At 63.8% G+C, this 20610-nt stretch carries 19 protein-coding genes and 3 pseudogenes; 12 read left to right on the top strand and 10 right to left on the bottom strand.

Going from position 1 to position 20610, the window contains the following annotated elements:
- Positions 1 to 142: 142 nt before the first annotated feature.
- Complete coding sequence (locus C8D95_RS20240) at positions 143 to 1687, bottom strand: winged helix-turn-helix domain-containing protein (RefSeq protein ID WP_109761024.1); 1545 nt, start codon at positions 1685 to 1687, stop codon at positions 143 to 145.
- Positions 1688 to 1764: 77 nt separating this feature from the next.
- The gene (locus C8D95_RS20235) at positions 1765 to 2118 is read right to left on the bottom strand and encodes a hypothetical protein (RefSeq protein ID WP_109761023.1); all 354 of its coding nucleotides are present in this window, start codon (positions 2116 to 2118) and stop codon (positions 1765 to 1767) included.
- Positions 2119 to 2564: 446 nt separating this feature from the next.
- On the opposite strand from C8D95_RS20235, the gene C8D95_RS20230 reads away from it, so the two are divergent.
- A complete protein-coding gene (locus C8D95_RS20230; protein ID WP_126918590.1) occupies positions 2565 to 3035 on the top strand; it encodes a hypothetical protein in 471 nt (156 codons plus the stop codon).
- A gap of 392 nt (positions 3036 to 3427) precedes the next feature.
- Here C8D95_RS20230 and C8D95_RS22860 read toward each other — a convergent pair whose 3' ends face one another.
- The 4 genes from C8D95_RS22860 to C8D95_RS20215 form a co-directional block, all read right to left on the bottom strand.
- Positions 3428 to 3520, bottom strand: a complete 93-nt coding sequence (locus C8D95_RS22860; protein WP_346243141.1) for a hypothetical protein — start codon at positions 3518 to 3520, stop codon at positions 3428 to 3430.
- The gene (locus C8D95_RS20225) at positions 3507 to 4148 is read right to left on the bottom strand and encodes a recombinase family protein (protein ID WP_249033334.1); all 642 of its coding nucleotides are present in this window, start codon (positions 4146 to 4148) and stop codon (positions 3507 to 3509) included. The genes C8D95_RS22860 and C8D95_RS20225 overlap by 14 nt, the downstream gene beginning before the upstream one ends.
- 103 nt (positions 4149 to 4251) lie before the next feature.
- A complete protein-coding gene (locus C8D95_RS20220; protein ID WP_241239691.1) occupies positions 4252 to 4575 on the bottom strand; it encodes a DnaJ family domain-containing protein in 324 nt (107 codons plus the stop codon).
- 92 nt (positions 4576 to 4667) lie between these two features.
- Positions 4668 to 5657 (bottom strand): sensor histidine kinase, encoded by a 990-nt coding sequence (locus C8D95_RS20215; protein ID WP_109761020.1) that lies wholly within the window; start codon positions 5655 to 5657, stop codon positions 4668 to 4670.
- 281 nt (positions 5658 to 5938) lie between these two features.
- Here C8D95_RS20215 and C8D95_RS20210 point away from each other — a divergent pair, with 281 nt between their 5' ends.
- From C8D95_RS20210 to C8D95_RS20175, 8 genes and pseudogenes are all read left to right on the top strand, one after another.
- Positions 5939 to 6349, top strand: a complete 411-nt coding sequence (locus C8D95_RS20210) for a response regulator (RefSeq protein WP_109761019.1) — start codon at positions 5939 to 5941, stop codon at positions 6347 to 6349.
- Between the two features lie 150 nt (positions 6350 to 6499).
- Positions 6500 to 7203 (top strand): annotated as a pseudogene (locus tag C8D95_RS20205) (IS6 family transposase).
- Between the two features lie 254 nt (positions 7204 to 7457).
- Positions 7458 to 7976, top strand: a pseudogene (locus C8D95_RS20200) (IS6 family transposase); the annotation flags it as partial.
- A 290-nt stretch (positions 7977 to 8266) separates the two neighbouring features.
- A complete protein-coding gene (locus tag C8D95_RS20195; RefSeq protein WP_109761018.1) occupies positions 8267 to 8806 on the top strand; it encodes a hypothetical protein in 540 nt (179 codons plus the stop codon).
- Positions 8803 to 10158, top strand: a complete 1356-nt coding sequence (locus C8D95_RS20190; protein WP_109761017.1) for a GAF domain-containing protein — start codon at positions 8803 to 8805, stop codon at positions 10156 to 10158. The genes C8D95_RS20195 and C8D95_RS20190 overlap by 4 nt, the downstream gene beginning before the upstream one ends.
- Positions 10159 to 10394: 236 nt before the next feature.
- Complete coding sequence (locus C8D95_RS20185) at positions 10395 to 11750, top strand: FAD-binding oxidoreductase (protein ID WP_109761016.1); 1356 nt, start codon at positions 10395 to 10397, stop codon at positions 11748 to 11750.
- A 67-nt stretch (positions 11751 to 11817) separates the two neighbouring features.
- Positions 11818 to 12600, top strand: coding sequence for a DUF5602 domain-containing protein (locus C8D95_RS20180; RefSeq protein WP_109761015.1), 783 nt, complete (start codon positions 11818 to 11820; stop codon positions 12598 to 12600).
- Positions 12601 to 13051: 451 nt separating this feature from the next.
- Positions 13052 to 14827 (top strand): SLC13 family permease, encoded by a 1776-nt coding sequence (locus tag C8D95_RS20175; protein ID WP_109761014.1) that lies wholly within the window; start codon positions 13052 to 13054, stop codon positions 14825 to 14827.
- 493 nt (positions 14828 to 15320) lie between these two features.
- Here the strand turns inward: C8D95_RS20175 and C8D95_RS20170 are convergent, their stop codons facing one another.
- From C8D95_RS20170 to C8D95_RS20160, 3 genes are read right to left on the bottom strand one after another with little or no spacing between them, the layout of a single operon-like run.
- On the bottom strand, positions 15321 to 15998 hold the full coding sequence (locus C8D95_RS20170) for an ABC transporter ATP-binding protein (RefSeq protein WP_109761013.1): 678 nt from the start codon (positions 15996 to 15998) through the stop codon (positions 15321 to 15323).
- Positions 15995 to 17200, bottom strand: a complete 1206-nt coding sequence (locus C8D95_RS20165; RefSeq protein WP_109761012.1) for an ABC transporter permease — start codon at positions 17198 to 17200, stop codon at positions 15995 to 15997. The genes C8D95_RS20170 and C8D95_RS20165 overlap by 4 nt, the downstream gene beginning before the upstream one ends.
- Positions 17200 to 18231 carry an efflux RND transporter periplasmic adaptor subunit gene (locus C8D95_RS20160; protein WP_241239692.1) on the bottom strand — a complete coding sequence of 344 codons (1032 nt, stop codon included), beginning with the start codon at positions 18229 to 18231 and terminating at the stop codon, positions 17200 to 17202. Before C8D95_RS20160 ends, C8D95_RS20165 begins: the two co-directional genes overlap by 1 nt.
- A gap of 371 nt (positions 18232 to 18602) precedes the next feature.
- Between C8D95_RS20160 and C8D95_RS20155 the strand changes: the two are divergent.
- Positions 18603 to 18818, top strand: a pseudogene (locus C8D95_RS20155) (IS6 family transposase); the annotation flags it as partial.
- A 182-nt stretch (positions 18819 to 19000) separates the two neighbouring features.
- Here the strand turns inward: C8D95_RS20155 and C8D95_RS20150 are convergent.
- Complete coding sequence (locus C8D95_RS20150) at positions 19001 to 19225, bottom strand: hypothetical protein (protein WP_206508334.1); 225 nt, start codon at positions 19223 to 19225, stop codon at positions 19001 to 19003.
- 35 nt (positions 19226 to 19260) lie between these two features.
- Here C8D95_RS20150 and C8D95_RS20145 point away from each other — a divergent pair, with 35 nt between their 5' ends.
- Together C8D95_RS20145 and C8D95_RS20140 are read left to right on the top strand one after the other, a co-directional pair.
- Entirely contained in the window at positions 19261 to 19548 is a 288-nt protein-coding gene (locus C8D95_RS20145) for an ArsR/SmtB family transcription factor (RefSeq protein ID WP_109761010.1), read from the top strand.
- Entirely contained in the window at positions 19545 to 20603 is a 1059-nt protein-coding gene (locus tag C8D95_RS20140) for a permease (protein WP_109761009.1), read from the top strand. The genes C8D95_RS20145 and C8D95_RS20140 overlap by 4 nt, the downstream gene beginning before the upstream one ends.
- Positions 20604 to 20610: the final 7 nt, after the last annotated feature.

Raw genomic sequence — 20610 nt, 5'->3', positions numbered from 1 at the left:
CTGCGGCCTCTCTGAGCGGACATTCGCAGCAATCCCTCGGTTCCAAGTCACCTGAACGTCAGATGTGCCGACAAACCGGTCGTTCGCTTTAGGGGAGCACAGGAAGTCCCATGATGGATCGCTTGCGGATACGGCAGGCTCGTCACGCTCCGACTCCGGCTACTTTGGCTCGTGCGGCGAGTTCTTCAGCCATACCTTGGTCCAAAAACGGAAAATCCAGGAAATGCGACGGGGGTAGATCGATGCGGTTCACCATCCTACGGAACGCTGTGGCATCCATGATGCGATTGTTGCCGGACGCCGCCACCGCGTAGACCAGCGCATTCCAGGCTCCCAACGGGTTGCGTTCGTGCCCTTCTCGGGCGGCTTCCACCGCGGCGTCTACCTGCCCGTCCAGCAGCAACGCCAGCGCGATCAGCGAGAAATAGAGCGGATTCTGGGGGTCGAAGTTCACACGGCGCATCATTTCCTGCAGTCGAAGTGCACCCGGTTTGAATGCGCCAGAAAGAATGTCGCTGGTGGCAATCGTCAGATGCGCGAGGTGATAGGACGGGTTGATCGCAAGGGCCCGGCGACAATCGAGGCGCGCGCCTTCGTGATCGCCTAGCAGCCAGAACCTGACATTGCCCCTGGTCCGCAACACCCAGTCGCTGGACTGATCGATCTCGACAGCGCGATCGCACAACGCGAGTGCGCGGTCGGGGTCTGCGCAAAGCTCCGAAAACGGGATCAACGGTATCATTTGCGTTTCGACGGCGGCAAGCATCGTAAGCACGGTCGGATTCTCCGGGGCCAGCAGAACCGCCTGTTCCATGGCCGTCCTGGCCGACCGCCAGTTTGACCGCCGAAAGCGGCACATGTGCCAGGCCGCCTTCGCCATCAATTCCTGCGCCGAAAGTGTCGTATCGTCTGCTTGTGCGAACTCCGATCCGTCACCCATGATCATGCGTACCCGAAGTTGGGCTGAAATTGCATCGGCAACCAAGCCTGGCAGGTCCCATTTCTCGGCGTCGGCGGCCTCTTCGGTGGCTGCATACAGGTCAGCATCGTGGCCGCGCCTGGTGATACGGAAAAAGATGCGCGCCGTTCCTGACCTGTCCGAAACTCGACCGGATATTAGGTACTTCGCGTTGGACCGGTGGTCCGGGTCGGTTACGATTACAACCCCTCGACGCAGCGACAGGCGCACCATAAGTTCTTCAAACAAGGCTTCGCTTAGTTCCGCCGTCACTGTGTCCGAAGACTGAAACCGCTCTACGAAGATTTCCGGCAGCGCGCCGAGGGGATCGGCAACGGCGCGCGCTTTCAAGATATAACCTTGGCCGATGACCGTCTTGAGGATGGTCCTGTCCTTGTCCGCCAGCGCACTCCGAACGTCTTTGATGCATTGCACCAAACTGTCGTCCGTCACCGCGACATCGGGCCAAACGGCCTGTGCAATGGCATCGCGCGACACAAGCTGACCAGGGGTGCGTGCAAGTTGGGCGAGTACTCGCAGCGACTGCGACCGCAGCGACAGCACCATGCCCGAGGCGTCACGCAGCGTCAGGCTCGACGGCTCGAACGAGCAGGAACCAAGGATCAGTGTAGATGTGCTTGCGTTCGTCATTCGGCCGGTTTCGACAAGTCTCACTTGGGATCGGACATTCGACACTGTACCGGTCTTCTCGTTGAAGTTCATATCCATGTTCTGTTTCCGGTAATGTGGTAGGCGACCACCGTCTGGGCCGACTGGATCGTCGGCCCGAACTCTTAATCCTCGTGTCAGCTAACGCAGTACTCGCATTCAACCTGCCGCAGGAAGCGAAGTCGGTTCTCAAGCGGCATCTCCGCGACACTGGGATGCATCCAGTCCGCGTCGAGGGTGCTCAACTCGACGGCCTTGCGGCCAATCGCGAAAACATAGGCTTCGACATAGGCTTCGCCGGGTGCTTCCAGAATGACGTATTGGTTGCCATGGGCCTTGAAGTTGTCGATTTCTTCGATCCTGAGCGCCTGTAGAAGCTCGGGCGTCGCTCCATCGAATGCGACATTGATGCGGACGGCGTACTGATCGGCGTGGGCCTGCAGAGTGCCCAGAAGGGCCAGCGTAGCTGCGCTGATAGTGGTGCGGATCATGATCTTCTCCTGATGTGTCTGGTTTCGTGAGTTGCTTCACAGGATCAACTTCTCATGGACCGGATGGCGTCGCAGGAAACGCGCACGAAATCGAAACGAAATCGTTGGCGGAGCACAGTCTCGAATGTGCGATGCTTTCAGCGAGGGAGGGTTTCGCGACGTCTGAAGGCAACAAGCCTGCGGAAGCGCGCGTCATTCCCGCTCTTGCGCTGCGACAAGGTGGTTTTGGCAGCCAGTAGTCAACTTGCCGATCTGGCCATGAGGCCCCGCACATTGGACACCTTTCACCGCCCGGCGCGTGCAACCGAGGCAGCACCCCGCGCACCAGAAAAATGGCGACTCTCACTACTGAGGAAATGCGCAGCGAGTCTCACGACCTTTGATCGATCTTCAGGACAGGCTGCCACGGAGATGGTATGGTCGGGGAGCAAACGCGGGAGAAGCAAATGTTGCTGTTCAGACCTTTCGCAATTTTTTTGTTCCTTTCTGCTCAGGCGATGGCGGGCGGCATCGCATGGCCCGATCCAAGGATACCGGTGCCGGATGACGTGCGCGTCTTCGTCCATTCGGAATGCGAAGCGTTCCGCGGATGGAGCGAGGAAACGGTCGATGAATGCATCACGGGCGAGCTTTACGGCTACCGGGCCGTCGTGATGATGCTCATGGACGAGGAACTCGGCGAAACGACAGCCGAACGCTACCGGGGGTGCGCGGCGGGCTTGGGAGGCCTCGGCGGGAGACTGCACCGCCGCAAGGCGGAATGCATCAGCGCAGTCCATTGCATTGTCTGGCGGTTCTCGTTTTCGCGTGAGACGGCACTTCAGGATACTCGGAGGGCCGACTGGTCGTTGCCCGTGTCGAAGTCTGAGCGACAGAAGGCGTACGAAACTGCGATGGCGGTCTTGCGCCGTGGCTGAGCACGGTCGATCACACTGACACCCTGTCTGGCAGCCCCGGCCCCCACTGCGCGGGCGCTTCAAGTCTCCTAGTTGCTGGGAAAAGGTCGACGCCGGCGCGTTTTGGACAAAGCAGCGAAGCCTACTAGTCGAGAGTTCAGAGAGCGAACGCGGACATTGCGCTGAGGGGCGACCGCTCCCATTCACTACAATCCGCGGCGTCGCTTTCCCCTGATGTCGGATCCCGCTGATCGGTTCGATGGTGGTGCAATCTGAGGTCTCTTTGCATCCCCGGCGAACGTTGTGCAGCGTGTGGCACTGGACGCGATGGCCTCAAAACTGACGGTGGTAAGCGCCGCCGACGTATGGGCCACAGAACCAGCAAGGCAACATTGACCTCTCCAGGCTCTCTCTCACTCCTGGACTGCGCACCCGCTTTCGTCTCCGAGCCGCTCAAGCAGGTTCCGGACATTGGAAACGTGCCACATTCTCTTACGCCTGGTCATCATACCATTTGCGTTCAAGGCATCCGCGATGCCTCGAAGCGATCACACCGTCGGACCTGAGGCTGTCAACCACCGGACGCAGCTCTTCGGCAAACTCGTCTGCATTCCGAGCCACAGCCTCCCTGAGCGTCTCACCGCCCTTACCAGCCCGCCTGAGGGCCGCCGCGCTATTCGGGTTGCCGAGCTTCGCCCCGCGGGCCTTCGCGGCCGCCAGCGCTTCCTTCGTGCGCCGAGAGATCGCCTCCCGCTCCTGCTGGGCGACCAGTGCCATAATGCCCACGGTGAGGTCGTTCGCTTCCGGCATGTCGCAGGCCGCGAACCTCGCCCCGCTGTCTCTCAGGGTCAGGAGGAAGGCCGCGTTGCGGGAGAGCCGGTCGAGCTTGGCGATCACCAGCGTTGCCCCAGTGAGGTTCGCAAGGATCAGCGCCTTCGCCAGTTCCGGCCGTTCGTTCTTCCGTCCGCTCTCAACCTCTGTGAAACGGGCCAGGACGTCCGCGCCCCTCGATGCTGCGAAGTCGTCTATCGCCTTCCGCTGTGCCTCGAGCCCAAGTCCCGATCTCCCCTGCCGGGCGGTCGAGACCCGCTCGTAAGCCACGAACTTCGGGAATGGGACAGTCTCTCTGACCATGTACAAACCTGCCTGACGTTGATTGCGCAGGTCTGTACACCGCTCAATGGGTGCCTTCAGTGAAGGCAAGAACATTGATGTGCATGGGGCGCCGTTCGCTCGATCAGCGCCCCATGAACTTCCTTCGCGCCTCGACAGCAGTATTATACCGCTGTTCGAGGTCCGCGATGAGCGCCATCGCAAGACGCCTGTCTTCTTCACTCTTGGCGTCTCGGAATGCTTCCCTGGCCGGTTCGAGCAATTTCTTGATCTTGAATTCCTCGGGCAATGCCCCTGCCTCGGCCATTATCCGAACCGCCACCTGGGTGGCCATGTCGGTGAAGGCCTCACCGGAATGGTCTGGCAATGGCTTGCCTTCGCCCTTCAAGCCTATGAACTGTCCTTCTGCAATCGCCTTTCTGATCTGCCGTTCGACCAGCGTCCTCATTGATCGGGACATGAGCTTCTCCCTTCGATCTGCAAACTCATCGCATCATCTACACTTCCCCGCAGCGACGGTGCGAGGTGGCTCAAAGGGCGTCAAGCAATTCGCTCAGAGGGTGACGCCGCAAGGATGGATGTGTCCGTCCAGGAGAACGAAGCATGCACCCGACCCGACGCTACCGTGTACTCGACGCGACCCCCGCGCACACCCACGAGGGATGAGCGGATGAGGCGCGTGCCAAAGCTTTCGCTTGCGTCGGGTTCAGTCGGAGCGCTCTCCCCCCATTCGAGGACGACCGTCTGACCCTCAACGGACCACGACAGAACGGCGGGACCACGGCCTTCAGCAAGGGCGCCATACTTCATCGAGTTCGTGCACAGTTCATAGAGCGCCATCGAGAGCCCGCTGACCGCTTCCGCCGGGATCGTCGCCTCGGGTCCGCGATGGAGGGTCAGACCCGGATTGCTCAGAAACGGTGCGAGGGAGGTGTCGATGACGGTATTGAGTGAAGCTGCCTGCCAGTCACCCTGCACCAGCACTCGTTGAGCTACGTCGACGCCATGAAGACGAGCGGTCATGATATCCCGAAACTGATCGACGCTGTCGACTTCACGGGACACCTTCCGAACCAGTGCGAGGACGACTGCAATGAGGTTCTTGATCCTGTGGACCGACTCCCGCGCAGTATACTCCTGCCGTTCACGCAACGCATTCGCCAGTTCCAGTGCCAGACGCGCCCTGCCAACAGACCACGCCAGGAAGATCGACGTGACCGTGTAAATCATCTCGGACGGGAGGTTGACTGGAGCGAGCGGGGCGGACCGATACAAGACCCAGGCCGCAACGACGGTCACGAGTGCCGTGACCACGCCCACGATCGGTCCGCCGCCAAAGGCCGCAATGACGACCGCAGGATAAAAAGTAATGTAAGGCGGCAGGGGCTCCCCGCCGATGTACTCGAGCAGCGGCTTGAGGACCGACGCCGCTACAATCAGTCCGGCAGCCAGGAGCCACGCAGACCATGACCCCGGAGGCGGCCAATGAATGCCGAGCACGTTTTCTGCCGGGTGCAGCTTCTTCGACATAACGATCCCACGGCTTGGGCAAGATCAGAACAGCTACGAAATGGCACGGGTCGCAGGCAGAGAGACGACAAACGAAGCGGACGCAAACCTTCGCGGCCACAGTATGATGCTTTTGCATCATGGCAATCACCTCCGACCCCGGAAAGGAGCCAGTTGTCGCAGGAGCCGTCACTGCGATACGGCCGGGGCCGCCCGACGAGGCGTTCGAGACTCCGGTCATGGTGCCGTGACTGGCCCGTCAAGCGTCGGTGCGGCTTTCCGGGAACGAATTGACGACGAGGATGTTCAGTGGCGAAACGGAATATTCCCTGTCCTACTACGGCAGGGTGCCAAGAGATCTGGAGGTTCAGGTGAGAGTTCTTCTGGCAGAGGATGAGTGGCTCATCCGCATGGACCTGGCCTGGATACTGGAGGAGCAGGGATGTGAGGTCTGGGAGGCAAGGGACGCCGAACAGGCCCTGGCCATTCTCGAGGAAGTCCGAACGTTCGATGCGCTGGTAACGGACGTGGATATGCCCGGGTCCCTTGACGGGCTGACGCTTGCGTTCGCGATCCGCGATCGGCTCCCGGACTGTCGCACCCTGTTCGTCTCTGGTGAAAAGGAACCGACCACGGGTGAGATGCCCGAGGGCAGCTTGTTTCTCTCGAAGCCGGTAAGCCCCGCCACACTGATTGCAGGGTTACGAACCTAGGTGCCGACGTATCCAATTGAGCGCAGGCGCGGCAGGGCTGGCCCCGCCTGACGTCTCATCGTGACCGCAGGAATGAAGAGCAAGGGTTTACAGGACAGTGTCAGAAGAACTTGCCTTGAGACAGGTTCCTGGCCGCCGTACCTTGCTGCGATGCCCAGACAACCTCCTTTCAGGTACTTCAAGACGTCGCCCGAGATCATCCGCCTGGCAGTGATGCTCTACGTCCGCTTCCCGCTATCGCTACGGAACGTCGAGGACCTGCTGCACGAACGCGGCGTCGATGTCAGCCACGAGACGGTCCGGTACTGGTGGAATCGGTTCGGTCCGATGTTTGCGTCAGAGATCCGGAAGCGCCGGGTGCAGGGCCTGCGCTCGAGCCGGTGGCGATGGCATCTGGACGAGATGTTTGTGAAGATCAACGGCAGGCAGCATTATCTTTGGCGGGCCGTAGATCAAGAAGGTGAGGTACTGGAGAGCTTCGTCCCGACGACCCGCGATAAGAAGGCAGGTCGAAGTTCCTCAGGAAGGCGATGAAGCGTCACGGCCGGCCGGAGGAAGTGGTGACCGACCGCCTCCGTACCTATGGCGCAGCCCTCAAGGAGATGGGACGAGGCGACGATCGCAAAATGGGTCGCTGGGTGAACAATCGGGCAGAGAACTCGCATCTGCCGTTTCGAAGGCGGGAGCGGGCAATGCAGCGCTTCCGCCAGATGCGATGTCTGCAAAAGTTTGCCTCCGTCCATGCCTCCGTCTCGAACCACTTCAACCAGGACCGCAGCCTCTCCAGTCGAAACCTCTTCAAACTGAACCGCACCGCCGCTCTGGTCGAGTGGCGCGGTCTCTATGCCGAGTAAGGGTCTGCGTCACCGGCCTTGCGGAGACTGGTTCGCATTAGTCTGACAGCACCGCCATTTAACGTTGATTTTATTGATTTTCTTGCGCAGATGACCGGAAAACCCAACATAACGCCCAACAAAGATGAAGCGCTTCCGGATGAGGTGGCACTGGGTGGGCGATCAACGCTTGTTCCTCCGCCTAGCTGAATGGCCAGCTCGGGCAACAGGCACTCTATCTCTGCCGTCGTGAAGGAGTTGGGGGCTGTAGGTTGTCCGAGATCCGGAAGCGCCGGGTCCAGGGCCTGCGCTCGAGCCGGTGGCGGTGGCATCTGGACGAGATGTTCGTGAAGATCAACGGCAGGCAGCATTACCTCTGGCGGGCCGTTGATCATGAGGGTGAGGTTCTCGAGAGCTTCGTCACGATCACCCGGGACAAGACGGCGGCGCTGAAGTTCCTCAGGAAAGCGATGAAGCGTCACGGCCGGCCCGAGGAAGTGGTGACCGATCGCCTCCGCACCTACGGCGCAGCTCTGAAGGAGATGGGGCGAGGTGATGATCGCGAGATGGGTCGCTGGGTGAACAACCAGGCGGAGAACTCGCACCTGCCGTTCCGACGACGGGAGCGGGCCATGCAGCGCTTCCGGCGGATGCGAAGCCTGCAAAAGTTTGCCTCCGTCCACGCCGCCGTCTCGAACCACTTCAACCAGGACCGCAGCCTCTCCGGTCGAAACCTCCTCAAGCTGAACCGCAACGCCGCACTTGTCGAATGGCGCGGTCTCTATGCGAAGTAAGGGGCTGCGTCACCGGCGTTGCGGAGACTGGCTCGCACTGGTCTGACGGCACCGCAAGATGTCTAACATTCGGACGTTCCGGCCACCTTCACTACCTCCGCTCGTGGCTGGACCGGACGCTCGGTCTGCCGAGATGATCCAAGGTGCGGGCGCCGCGTGTCGGCTTCACCTACATCACGCGACCCGCGCCGTGATTCAATCTTGTGCGAGATACATAATCGTGTGGTATTCGTCGCAGTTATCTTGACCTTGCCCGACGGCATGTTGCCAGCGTTTTCAGGACCACGAAGATGGCGACTCTTCCTTACGCCACACCCACGGACGACCAGATCAGCTGGCGCGACTCGGCCCGCGACTCTGACCTCCTGCCTGCCCACCTCGTGGCGTTCCTGCAATGCGGCGTGAGCATCACCCTCGGTGCGCGTGGCCGGAACGGGCGGCCTGTCGTCGGTGCCGGCGTCGCGTGCCGCGTAAGCGGGATGGCGAACGTGCGTGTCTTCCTTTCGCGCCGCACCGACGCCGCCGTCATCGACGCCGTGGAAGCGGGAAGCCCGATCGCGGCAACCTTCTCCCGGGCGCGGGATCACAGGTCCATCCAACTGAAGGCGACGCGCGCCGTCATCCGGCCGACCGAACCAGACGACGCGAGCGAGGCGGCACGGCAGTGCGCACTCCTCGCAGACGACCTCGTCGAGCTTGGCTACGCGCGCGGACAGGCGGACGTCTACGCCTTTCTCGGCGCCGAGGATCTCGTCTCGCTCGAATTTCGTCCCGAGCGTATCTTCACCCAGACGCCAGGTCCCGGCGCGGGCGCGGAGCTGCCGCGATGAGCGACGTCGATCTGCGCAGCCTCCGGGGCGCCATGGAGGGTTTCTGCGCCTCCACCCTCTGCACCTGCGACGAGGAGGGCCTGCCCAACGCCTCGATGATCAGCCAAGTGCACTGGGTCGACGAAGAGCACGTCGCGCTCTCTTACCAGTTCTTCAACAAGACGCGTCGCAATCTCCTCGCCACCCGGCAGGCTTGCGTGCAACTCTTCGATCCGGCGACCCTCGCGATCTACCGGCTGGACCTCGACTACGTCGAGACGCGCACCTCGGGGGCACTCTTCGAAACCATGAAGGCCAAGCTCGCCGGCATCGCGTCGCACCATGGGCTCGAGAAGGTGTTCCGCCTGCTCGGCGCCGATGTTTTCCGCGTGGTGGCAATGGAGCAGGTGCAGGCCCCTTCAGCGCGGCCCGCTTGCCGTGACGCCACGCTCCTCTCCGCGGTGCGGGCCTGCGTCGACGACTTCTCGCGTTGCCAAGACTTGGACGATCTTGCCGACGCCGTGCTCGACGGCGTGGTCCGCCACCTAGGAGTCTCGCACGCGATCCTCCTCATGGCGGAGTGCGACGGGCGCCTCTTCGCACTCGGCTCGCGCGGCTACGCGGTGTCCGGTATCGGCGCGGAGATCCTGCCGGGCGAGGGCGTCATCGGCGTCGCCGCGTGCGAGGGCGTACCGATCCGGATCGGCCACATGAGCACGGACTACCGCTACGGCGCGGCACTTGGCGCGGCAGCGCGGAGCGCGGGGCTTGTCGCCGAAGAGCCGCGGGGGGTGCCGTTTCCCGGCCTGGGCACGCCGCACAGCCAGATCGCCGTACCCGTCTCGGCCGGCGGCCGCGTCCTCGGCGTCCTCTTCGCGGAATCGGACGAGGTTATGCGCTTTGACCACGAATGCGAGGACGCGCTCGTGCTCGTCGCCGTCCAACTCGGGGCGACGATGGCGCTCCTGCAAGAGGAGGACGCGGAGGAGGCGCCTGCCGCCCCCGTTCCGCACGTCGCGGAGGGCAGCGGCGTAACGGTACGCCACTACTCGCGCGACGACAGCGTCTTCATCGGCCACGACTACCTCATAAAGGGCGTTGCGGGAGCGATCCTCTGGCGGCTCCTGCGCGAACATGCAGCCACGGGCCGCACCGACTTTACCACGCGGGAGTTGCGCCTCGACCGATCTCTGAAGCTTCCGGACCATGCCGAGAACCTTGACGCGCGCCTTGTGCTCCTGCGCCGGCGGCTGGAGGAGCGCGGCGCCTGCCTCCAGCTCGTGAAGACCGGACGCGGTCTCTTCCGGCTCGTCTGCCGCAGCCATATCACGCTTGAGGATGCCGGAGAGGGCGAGGCGGCCGAGGTCGCCTGAGACCCTCGGCAGTCGCGTGAGCATTCTCTTAGCATCCGTTTAGGCTTTCGTGACGAGAGACTTAGCAAGCCTCACGCCGCAGTCCGCCCTATAGAGCGCCGCAGGACGTGGTGCCCAAGCGGAAGACGCAGGCCCCGCGCCACCCGACACCACCAACCCCGACGGCGCACCACGCGCCGCCATCCCCGACCCGAAAAGGTACGGCGCCCGAAGCCCGTTCCCGGAAGAGAGACGACATGAACATCGACATCCTAAGTCCCCGCATCAGAGGCGAAGTCATCACCGTGCTCGAACCGCGCCTCGGCGCCGAGGTCGACGCGCTCATCTGGAACGGCCGCAAGCCTGCCCGCAGGGCCAGGCTCATCGTCCGCGCCGCCTGCGCCGGAGACGTGGCGGAGGCCGTGCGCTTCGCCGCCGTGAACGGTCTCACCATTTCGCCGAGGGGCGGCGGGCACCAGTTCACCGGGATCGCCACGCAGGCCGACATGGTGATCGACCTCTGTGCTCTCGACGGCCTGAAGCTTGACGCCGAGGCGCGGACCGCCCGCGTGGAGCCTGCAGTGACCAACGCCCGCATGGCCGCCGCGCTCGAGCGTCACGGCCTTGCCTTCCCGCTCGGCCATTGCGGCAGCGTCCCGATGTCGGGCTATCTGCTCGGCGGCGGCGTCGGCTGGAACTCGGCCGAATGGGGCTTCGCCTGCTTCTCTGTCACCGCCGCCGAGGTCGTCCTCGCGGATGGGCGCATGGTCACGGCGACCGCCGAGGATCACGCCGACGTCTTCTGGGCCGCGCGCGGCGCGGGGCCGGAGTTCTTCGGCGTCGTGACCGCCTATCATCTGGCGCTCCAGCCGGCGCGGAAGGCGATCAGCACCACGATCCGGGTCTATCCCGGCTCGTCCGTGGTGGACGTCGCGGCCTGGGCCGAGATCGTCATGGCCAAGGCGCCCGCATGCGTCGAGTTCACAGCGAAGGTCACGCCAACGCCGAACGGCCCCATGATCGCCAGCGTCGCCACTGTCTTCGCGCGGACCGACGCCGAAGCCTGCGCCGTCCACGCCGCGCTCGGCGAGGGCGCGCCCGAGGCGCTCCAGGTGATCGGGCCGATGCCCACGCCCTTCGGCGCGCTCTACGCAGCGACAGAGCCCTCGATGCCCGAGGGCCGCCGCTACGCCGTCGACACCGTCTGGTCCGACGCGCGCTTCGGCGAGGTGCTCGGACGTGTCGTGGAAGACATGGCGCTCGCGCCGTCGGAGGCGAGCATGGCGCTCGTCGTCCTGCGGTCGAATGCCGTCCCGACGCCCGGAGACGCCGCCTTCTCCTGCCATGGACGCGTCTTCGGCGCGCTCTACGCGATCTGGCAGGACGAGGACGAGGACGCGGCCAACCTCGGCTGGCTCCGCGCAGCGGTCGACAGCGTCGCCCCGCTCTGTACCGGCGCCTACGTGGGCGAGGCCGATCTCGACCGTCCCCACCGGGCGCTCCGCACTCTCACCCCCGAGGCCGAGGCGCGGCTCACGCAGCTGCGGGCCCTGCACGACCCGTCGAGCCTGTTCCACTGCCAGAGGCGGCACGAGGCTCTCGCCGCCGAATAGCGTCATCCCTGCGCGGCGCCTCCGCGCAGGGCGATCCAACCAAACAAAACCCAAAGGAGACCATATAATGACCCTTCAAAGCACCCTTCGCGCCGCCCTCATGGCGAGCGTCATCCCGCTCGCCGCCACGGCGCAGGGCATCGAACTCGGCCCCGAGATGCCGCTGGGCGAAGGTACTGCGCGCGCTTTCACCGAGACAGACGCCGCAGGCTTCGCCACGCGCATCGGAATCGAGATTACCGAGGAGGCCGTCGCCTCTATTGGCCAGGACATGATCTTCGTGACCGTGCCCCTGCCGGAGGCTGCGCTCGAAGCGGGCTACGACCATGTCTCGCTTGACTGGATGCCCCACGGCCACGCGCCCGGCGCTCTCTTCGGCGTGCCGCATTTCGACGTGCATTTCTACATGACCACCGAGGCCGAGCGGCTCGCCATCGACCCCGCCGACCCGCTCTTCATGGAGAAGGCCGCCAACCGGCCCTCGGCGGACCTCATGCCGCCGAACTTCGTGCCGCCGCCGGAGCTCGACCCGATCCCGGCCATGGGCGAGCACTGGCTCGACGTCACGGACCCGGTCTTCGCGGGACAGCCCTTCGAGGCGGTGCTGATCTACGGGGCCTGGGACGGCGAGTTGATCTTCGTCGAGCCCATGGTGACGCGCGATCTCCTGCTCTCACGTCAGGACTTCGGCGGCGCGCTTGGCCAGCCCGCCCGCGTCGACGAGCCCCTATCGCTTCCCAGTGCCTGGAGTGTGTCTTTCGACGCAGAGACCGGCGTCCACATCGTCTCGATCGACGCGCTCGAGGCGCGCATGTCCGACGCCGGAGCGGGCGCGCAGGCCACCAACTGATCCCACGGTCTCGGGCGGTCCGTCGTCGCCCGGGACCTTCCCTATGACGGCAGGTTCGAAACGCGTGAGCCGCGTGCTCGGTAACTACGATAACGCGTCTCTGCCGTCGCGACCGCCGGCACTTTGTTCGCGACGACAAGATCACGATCCCATAGTGCCGTGGCGCACCGCTTGCCCGGGCCCGCTTTAGGCTCGACGCAGTCGCTCCCCCATTGCAGTCGAACGACCGCCTCGGGCCGGAAGTGGCACCGGTTGTCTTGGAGGTGGACGGCCGCTCAGGGCCGCAAGTGGTCGACGGCTTCGCGGTGACCAGACGTACGCTCAGATCCAGTGGTGGCGCTGTGGACGAAGTCTTGGTGGCACGGGAGCTTCGCCCGGGGTCCACGACACGACCGACAGTCAGCACGAAAGAACAAGAGACCAGCGAACTGGAAGCCAATATAGAGTACCCATGACAACCGAGCTCTTGCTGGTCTTCCTCGTTCTCGGAGCAGTGTTCGTTCTGCTGATATGGGGGCGCATACGGTATGATCTCGTCGCTTTCACGGCCCTGATCGTCGCCACCGCCATCGGGCTCGTGCCTACCGATGAGATGTTTTCGGGGTTCGGACATTCCGCCGTCGCGATCATCGCACTTGTCCTCATCGTAAGCCGAGGTCTGTCCGCTTCCGGTGCCGTTGAACTTATCGCGGCTCGCCTGATCGATCCCAAGCGACCTCTTCCCCTCCACGTCGCGGTCTTGGCAACGCTTGCGGCCGGATTGTCAGCGATCATCAACAACGTCGCTGCACTGGCCCTCTTGATGCCACTCGACGTCGAGGCGGCGAAAAAGGCCAAACGCGCAGCCGGCCAGAGCCTGATGCCACTGTCCTTCGCGACGATCCTGGGGGGCATGATCACTCTGATCGGCACACCGCCCAACATCGTGATCTCGGAGTACCGTCAGGACGCTCTCGGCGCTCCCTTCGCCATGTTCGACTTCGCACCGGTTGGGCTGACCGTCGCCATTGCTGGTATCGCTTTCGTGTCACTTGTCGGCTGGCGTCTCTTGCCGACGCGCACGCAACTGGCGGAACACGAGGCCGAACTGAGCAAGGGGCGTTATGTCGTCGAGCTCCGCATAGGTGATGAGGCTGCGGACGGAAACCTGATGGTGCAGGACCTCTACCCGCAGGCGGAAGATGCGGACATCAACATTCTCGGCCTGATCCGCAGGGGTCGTCGGCGCCCGGGGCTGGCTCGCAGAGAGGTGTTGCTCCCAGGTGACTTCCTGGTGGTCGAGGGCGAGCCAAAGTCAATCGAGAGCTTCATGGGGCAGGTCAGGCTCGATTTTGCGGGGTCCGAAAAACACGAGGGCGGTGTCACATCGACCGGCCTTGCGCTGGTCGAGGCCATCGTGCCCGATGGCGCAAGGATTCAGAACCGGACGGCTCGCGCACTGGGCCTTCTGCAACGTCATTCGGTCACGCTGCTCGGCGTCGCCCGCGGGGGCAAAAGGTTTCGTGACCGCGTCCGATTGCTGCCGATCCGCAGTGGCGACGTCCTGCTCCTTCTCGGCGACCCTGAACGCGTCGCGACGGCTACTGAATGGTTGGGTGTACTGCCGATCGAAGGTCGCAGTACCGAGGTCATTCAGCGCAGGAAAGCAGGGGTTTCTGTCGCGATCTTCATCGCTGCCGTCGCGACTGCGGTTCTCGGGCTATTGCCGCTGACGGTGGCGCTTGCCGCGACAGTCGTGGCTTATATCGCCTACGGTCTCGTAGGGCCGCGTGAGGTCTATACCTCCGTAGAATGGAAGGTGATCGTGCTGCTCGCTAGCCTTATCCCGCTTGCCGAGGCATTCGAAACATTCGGCGGCGCGGACCTCATCGCCGGACAGATCGTGACGATGACCGAGACCTATCCGGCCTGGGTAGCGATCCTGGCGCTTCTGGTCGTAACGATGACGTTGTCGGACTTCCTCAACAATGTGGCGACGACACTGATCGCCGCGCCCATCGCTCTGTCGATAGCGAACTCCACAGGCACGAACCCTGACGCTTATCTCATGACCGTCGCGGTGGGAGCGTCATGCGCGTTCCTCACTCCGATCGGACACAAGAACAACACGATCATCCTTGGACCGGGCGGGTATCGCTTTGGAGACTACTGGCGGATGGGATTGCCTCTGGAAGCGATCGTCATCGGCGTGGCGGTGCCGGCAATACTCCTGTTCTGGCCACTTTGAACGAGGCGCGGATTCGGCCGCGTTGGCCGTGAAGCAACCATTCGCTTCGCAATGGACACTAGATCCCATGGACTCCTGTGTGAAAACCATGGGTCCGTGGGCTCGGAAGCATGTGCATGGCGTTTTCCGCCGACGGGGGAAAAGAAGCTACCCCTATGATCGATCGGCCAGAGCGAGGCGCCGGCGATGCGCACCCCTTCGTTCGGCTGTCGGGCAACGTTTCAGACTTGGCCGCGCGAATGGATGAACATCCACGTCGGGATGAAGAGGATGGGGCGGGGGCCAGTTCCGTAAATCTCGGAATGCAGCCCGACCCCGTCGCGGTCAATCCTGCCTTCGGTATGGGGATGCGCGGCGCGTATGGCTCAGGTCTCCCGTCATCAGGTCACTGACCAGAGAAGCGTTCCGAATGGGGGCATGGTCCAGCGCACCGGCAGATCACTTGATAGCCACTTGCCACCCGAATTCTCCGCAGTGCCGCGAAGCAACGGGTTCATCCTGTGACCATCCCATCTCCCACTTCGATCTGCCGCCGGCACGAAGCCGCGATCTTTTCGTCATGGGTCGAGATCAAGAAGGTCGTGCCTTCCTTGCGGTTGATCTCTCCGATCAGGTCCATCACCTGCATGGCCGAGGCGCGGTCGAGGTTGCCTGTGGGTTCATCCGCCAGAACCAGTTCCGGTCCGTTCATCAGGGCCCGCGCGACTGCGACGCGCTGCTTCTGCCCGCCGGAAAGACTGGCAGTTGGGAAATCGATCCGGTCCGCCAAACCCATGCGCACCAGGAGATCGCGGCTCCGTGCCCGGGCTGCGGGCGTCTCGCGTCCTTCGCGCACGGCTACGGGAAAGATCACGTTCTCCAGCGCGGTGAAGTCAGGCAGCAGGTTGTGGAACTGAAACACGAAGCCGATGTGGGCGTTGCGAAAGTCTGTTAGCGCTCGGTCGTCCGCCGAGATCATGTCCACGCCCAGCATCTCGTAGCTGCCGGATGTGGGTTTCATCAAGGTTCCGAGGATCGTAAGCAGCGTGCTTTTCCCTGCGCCCGACGGCCCGAGAAGCGCGGCCATCTCGCCCGCCTCGAGGCGCAGCGACAGGCCGCGCAACACCCGGGTCGCAGTCTCACCCGAGCCATAGGTCTTGAAGAGGTCGCGGACCTCCAAAAGCGCGCTCATTGGCCAATCGCCGTGACAGGATCGACGCGGGAGGCGGCGCGCGCGGGCAGGATTGAGGCGAGGACCGCCCCCATCACGGTAAGCATGACAGCCAGACCATAGGATCCTTGCGTGATGTCCATCGGCAAGGTACCCGGCTGAAAGGCGTCGCGCGAGGGAAATGGGAGCAGGGCGAGATACCCCAGCCCCGCGCCCGTGAGGCCGCCCATCAGCCCGATCAGCGCGCCCTGCGCGACAAAGACGAAAATGATGAAATTTCGCCCCGCACCCATGGCCCGCATGATCCCGATCTCGGGGCGGCGCCGATAGGTGGAGAGCATTAGTGCCGAGGCGACGCCGATGACGATAGTGACGAGCGCGAAGGACTTCAGGAAGTACCCGGTCTGCGCCTGTGCGTTCAACGCCTCCATCAGCTGTTCGGCCCCGTCAGTCCATGGCACTGCTTCGAGACCCGTTAGCGCCCGGATCCTCAGCGCGGTGGCGTCCGCGGCGTTCAGGTCGTTGAGCTTGATCTCGATCTGGGTGACGCCCTGCGGCATGGCGAACAGCGTCCGTGCCACCGGCAGGCTGACGAAGGCGCGTGTCCCGTCCATCGCACCGTTTCCGGTTTCGAAGACACCCGTCAGCGTGAGTAGAGCGGTGACCCCGTCCGAACTCTGGAGCCGCACTGTCTGGCCCGGGGACAGCCCAAGGTCGTCGGCGAGGTCGCTGCCCAGCACGATCAGACCGGAACCAAGCCGGGCCGAGCCTTCGACCATGTAGCCGTCGAGGTCGAGAATCGCGGATTCCCTTCCCGGCTCGACTCCGGTTACGCTGACCTGCGACACCTGCGCTCCACGAGTGAGAAAGCCCGCACCGGTGATTTGCGGCGACACGGCGCGGACTCCGGCTACCGCCTCGATCAGCGGGAGCAAGGTCTCGGCTTCGGCCACCGTTGCGGTGCGCGTGCGACCCCGTTCCGTTATGGCCAGAACATGACCCTCCGGAGCGATCAGCACGGCGGGGTCGGAATCCTCGGCCTCTATCGTGATGTGCGAGAGGTCGCCGACAGTGCGCGACAGGATGAATTCGGCCAGCCCGCCAATCAGGGCCGACATGAAGATGAAGATGAACACGCCCACCGCGACGCCCGTGATCAGAAGCGCGGTCTGCGCCTTGTTGGCCGTCAGGTAGCGGGTCGCGATCTTAAGAGCGTAGAGCATCAAGGCTGCTCCACGGAGACCGCTTGCCCTTCGGCTATGCCTTCCGCATCGATGACCACCGCGTCACCTTCAGTCAGGCCCGATGTGACGACGAGACGTGCTGCGGGCCAGTCCACGACCGTTGTCGGTCGGAACCGCGCAGCGCCGTCCCCGACGACATAGACGCCGGTCGCATCCCCGTCGGACTTCAGGGCTGTCCGCGGCACGGTCAGTGCCTCATCGCGCTGGTCCACGATGATGTTGGCCGCCACGGTCAGTCCCACCGGGGCGGCGACTGGATCGTCGAAGGCTATCCTGACGGCCAGCCCGCCGGTCGCCACGTCCACTTGCCGCGACACGAAACTGACATGGCCATCACGGAGATCCGTCTCTCCCGCTAGTTGCAGCACCGCACGCTGATCTGGGCCGATCTGCGTCGCATAGGCTTCGTCGACATCGGCCTCCACCATCAGTTCACTCAGATCGGCGAGGGTCAGTAGGGGTGTGGCAGGATCGACGATCTGCCCTTGCTCGGCTTCCAGTACCAGAACGGTGCCGCGCATCGGCGCGCGGATCGTATGGTCGCGCAGCGCAATTTGTGCCTGTGTCAGAACGGAGGTCTGGCGCGAAACCTCCTGGTCCGCAGTTTGCACCGCGCGCGCCTGGGTTTCCAGCACGCTGCGCGCGATGTTGGTCCCAAGTGCGAGCGAGCGGTTGTAGGTTTGTCGCGCCTCGTCCTGCGCGATGAGGGAGGCGTCCAGCGCCGCCATCGCCTGCCGTACGACGGCATTCTGCGCGTCCGCTTCGATCCGGGCCAGAACCTGACCCGCGTCGACCACATCGCCCTCGGCCACGGACAGCGCCGCGAGGGCGCCCCCGACCGTCGATCGGATCCCGACCGAATGGACTGCAGCGATCCGGCCGTTTACCGCGAGTACACGCGTGACCGGCGCGAGCGTTACGACCTCCACCGAAACCGGTGTCGGCCTCGGCATCCAGAACTGCGACGAGGCAACGGCGACGAGTACGAGCCCCAGAAGTCCAGCGATCACCCATAGCCACCAACGCCGCATCCGCGACGGCGGGGACGGAGCCAGGCGCTGGGCCGGAACCAGCGCATTTGATGCGGCCGTCTCTCGCAGAGACGGGTTGCCGTTCTCTCTGCCAGGTGTTTGCTCAGTGACCCTCAAGAAAGTGCATCCTTTCGACTTCTCAGGCGCGACTCTACGGAACACGGGGTGAGGCCTGCCCTCCGCTCGGGCAGCATATGTCCAGGTACATGCTCCGCGTTGATGTGGATCAGCGACGAAACCCTTATGGCCGGTTTATTTCCCAAGGATTGACGTAGCTTGCGCGCCATTCCCCGCCAGGCGCGGGGGCGTAACAGAAGGGGCGCGAGTGGCCGGCAGGAAGCTGGTCGCGGACGAACAACAGCGCGGAGAACTCGCATCTGCCGTTCCGACGACGGGAGTGCGCGATGCTCCGTTTTCGGCGAATGCGAAGCCTGCAGACATTCGCCGCCGCCCACGCTTCCGTCTTCAATCATTTCAACCACGAACGCAGCCTCTCAAGCCGAAGCCTTTTCAAGCTGAACCGCACCGCCGCGCTTGCCGAGTGGCGTCAGCTTTGCCCGGCATAGGGGCGGCCTGAAGGTCCTTGCGGAGACTGAATCGCCTAGCCTGACAGCATTTGCGTCGGGCCTCACTCTGGCCCGGCGCTGGCTGGTGCGGGCTCTCCAGCATTGTTACGCCAGAGCTGCGCCACTCGCATGGTGAGATCCTTTCCGGGATCTGAACCGTCTCTTAACTGACCGCTGGGGTGTCAGGAGTCCTCCAGCTCCAGCGTGCCGGCGACCTCGAGCCGGAACCGCCCGCGGCCCGTGCGCACGATCTGGATGCCGCCGCCGCGCTCGGCCAAGCGCCGCTGCAGCAGCAGGCGCGATTCCAGGTTATCAAAGTGCGCCGGCAGCCGCAGCGACTGGTCCAGCCGCAGCTGGCGGTTGGAGAATTCGGATCGGCCGGTGCCGGCATGCTTGATACGGATCAAAGCGCATATGCGCCAGGACGCATAATCATTCCGGCATGCAGGACATACTGATTGCCATATCCGACGCGACCCGTCGCGCCGCCCTCGCACTCCTTTGGGCTGGGGGCGAGCATTGTGTCTGCGAATTGATGGCGCGGCTCGACGCGAGCCAAAGCCGGATGTCGCGGCACATGAAGGTGCTGCGCGCGGCTGGCCTCGTGCTCGACCGGCGCGACGCCCAATGGGTGCGCTACCGCCGGAACCCCGACGTCGCGCCGGAATTCGCGGCCGTGATCGACGCTGTGCTGACCGCAGAATTCAATCTTGAAAGGAAGGTCGCATGACCGTCGAGACACATGACCTCGTACCGCTGCGCGGCGCGCCCGACTGGCTCTGGTATGTGGGCGTGCCGGTTGTGGGCGTCGTCCTGTACCTTCTCTATGGCCAGCTGATCCCGATCTCGGAATGGGTGACGGCGCTGTTTCCGGTGGCGCGCGACAGCCACACCGGCGAGGCCATCGCCTTTTTCGTTTACGACGTGCCGAAGGTGCTGATGCTGCTGACGGGCATCGTCTTCGTCACCGGCGTGCTGCGGAGCTGGTTCAGCCCCGAGAAGACCCGCGCGATCCTGGCGGGCAAACGTCAGGTCTGGGGCTATCCGCTGGCCGCCCTGCTGGGCGTGCTGACGCCGTTCTGCTCCTGCTCCTCGGTGCCGCTCTTTATCGGCTTCGTCTCGGCGGGCATCCCGCTCGGTGTGACCTTTTCCTTCCTGATCGCGGGTCCGATGGTGGGGCCGGTGGGCCTCGGGCTGCTCTACGGGCTCGTCGGCTGGGAGATCGCCACGATCTATCTCGTCTTCGGTTTCACGATCGCGACGGTCGCAGGCTTCATCCTCGGGCGCATGCGGCTGGAGCGCTACCTGCAGGACTGGGTGCGCGAGCTGAACGCAGGCCCCGTCGGCGATCTGCCCGAGGAACGGCTGTCGCTGGTGGACCGGCTGAAGATCGGTGTCGAACAGGTGCGCGAGATCGTCGGCAAGGTCTGGCTATGGGTGCTGGTCGGCATCGGCATTGGCGCCGCCATCCACGGCTACGTCCCCGAAGAGATGATGCTGCGGATCATGGGCGGCGAGGCCTGGTGGTCGGTTCCCGCCGCCGTCGTCGTGGGCGTGCCGATGTACACCAATGCGGCAGGCGTCATTCCCATCGTGGAGGCGCTACTGGGCAAGGGGGCGGCGCTTGGCACGACGCTGGCCTTCATGATGTCGGTGATCGCGCTGTCGCTGCCCGAGATGATCATCCTGAAGCAGGTTCTGACCCTGCGCCTGATCGCGATCTTCATCGCAGTCGTCTCGGCCGGGATTCTCGCCACCGGCTATCTCTTCAACTTCCTCCTCTAAAAGGACG

Origin of the sequence: Silicimonas algicola, from assembly GCF_003148765.1 — a bacterium.
In the GTDB taxonomy this organism is placed as follows: domain Bacteria; phylum Pseudomonadota; class Alphaproteobacteria; order Rhodobacterales; family Rhodobacteraceae; genus Silicimonas; species Silicimonas algicola.
Note: the sequence above shows the minus strand (reverse complement) of the source record. Positions and strands in the feature narration are given on the sequence as shown.

What these genes read in the sequence shown, in the direction of transcription:
- C8D95_RS20240 (WP_109761024.1), bottom strand. Translation starts at nt 1,687, where the DNA reads ATGGATATGAACTTCAACGAGAAGACCGGTACAGTGTCGAATGTCCGA.
- C8D95_RS20235 (WP_109761023.1), bottom strand. Translation starts at nt 2,118, where the DNA reads ATGATCCGCACCACTATCAGCGCAGCTACGCTGGCCCTTCTGGGCACT.
- C8D95_RS20230 (WP_126918590.1), top strand. Translation starts at nt 2,565, where the DNA reads ATGTTGCTGTTCAGACCTTTCGCAATTTTTTTGTTCCTTTCTGCTCAG.
- C8D95_RS22860 (WP_346243141.1), bottom strand. Translation starts at nt 3,520, where the DNA reads ATGACCAGGCGTAAGAGAATGTGGCACGTTTCCAATGTCCGGAACCTG.
- C8D95_RS20225 (WP_249033334.1), bottom strand. Translation starts at nt 4,148, where the DNA reads ATGGTCAGAGAGACTGTCCCATTCCCGAAGTTCGTGGCTTACGAGCGG.
- C8D95_RS20220 (WP_241239691.1), bottom strand. Translation starts at nt 4,575, where the DNA reads ATGAGGACGCTGGTCGAACGGCAGATCAGAAAGGCGATTGCAGAAGGA.
- C8D95_RS20215 (WP_109761020.1), bottom strand. Translation starts at nt 5,657, where the DNA reads ATGTCGAAGAAGCTGCACCCGGCAGAAAACGTGCTCGGCATTCATTGG.
- C8D95_RS20210 (WP_109761019.1), top strand. Translation starts at nt 5,939, where the DNA reads ATGTTCAGTGGCGAAACGGAATATTCCCTGTCCTACTACGGCAGGGTG.
- C8D95_RS20195 (WP_109761018.1), top strand. Translation starts at nt 8,267, where the DNA reads ATGGCGACTCTTCCTTACGCCACACCCACGGACGACCAGATCAGCTGG.
- C8D95_RS20190 (WP_109761017.1), top strand. Translation starts at nt 8,803, where the DNA reads ATGAGCGACGTCGATCTGCGCAGCCTCCGGGGCGCCATGGAGGGTTTC.
- C8D95_RS20185 (WP_109761016.1), top strand. Translation starts at nt 10,395, where the DNA reads ATGAACATCGACATCCTAAGTCCCCGCATCAGAGGCGAAGTCATCACC.
- C8D95_RS20180 (WP_109761015.1), top strand. Translation starts at nt 11,818, where the DNA reads ATGACCCTTCAAAGCACCCTTCGCGCCGCCCTCATGGCGAGCGTCATC.
- C8D95_RS20175 (WP_109761014.1), top strand. Translation starts at nt 13,052, where the DNA reads ATGACAACCGAGCTCTTGCTGGTCTTCCTCGTTCTCGGAGCAGTGTTC.
- C8D95_RS20170 (WP_109761013.1), bottom strand. Translation starts at nt 15,998, where the DNA reads ATGAGCGCGCTTTTGGAGGTCCGCGACCTCTTCAAGACCTATGGCTCG.
- C8D95_RS20165 (WP_109761012.1), bottom strand. Translation starts at nt 17,200, where the DNA reads ATGCTCTACGCTCTTAAGATCGCGACCCGCTACCTGACGGCCAACAAG.
- C8D95_RS20145 (WP_109761010.1), top strand. Translation starts at nt 19,261, where the DNA reads ATGCAGGACATACTGATTGCCATATCCGACGCGACCCGTCGCGCCGCC.
- C8D95_RS20140 (WP_109761009.1), top strand. Translation starts at nt 19,545, where the DNA reads ATGACCGTCGAGACACATGACCTCGTACCGCTGCGCGGCGCGCCCGAC.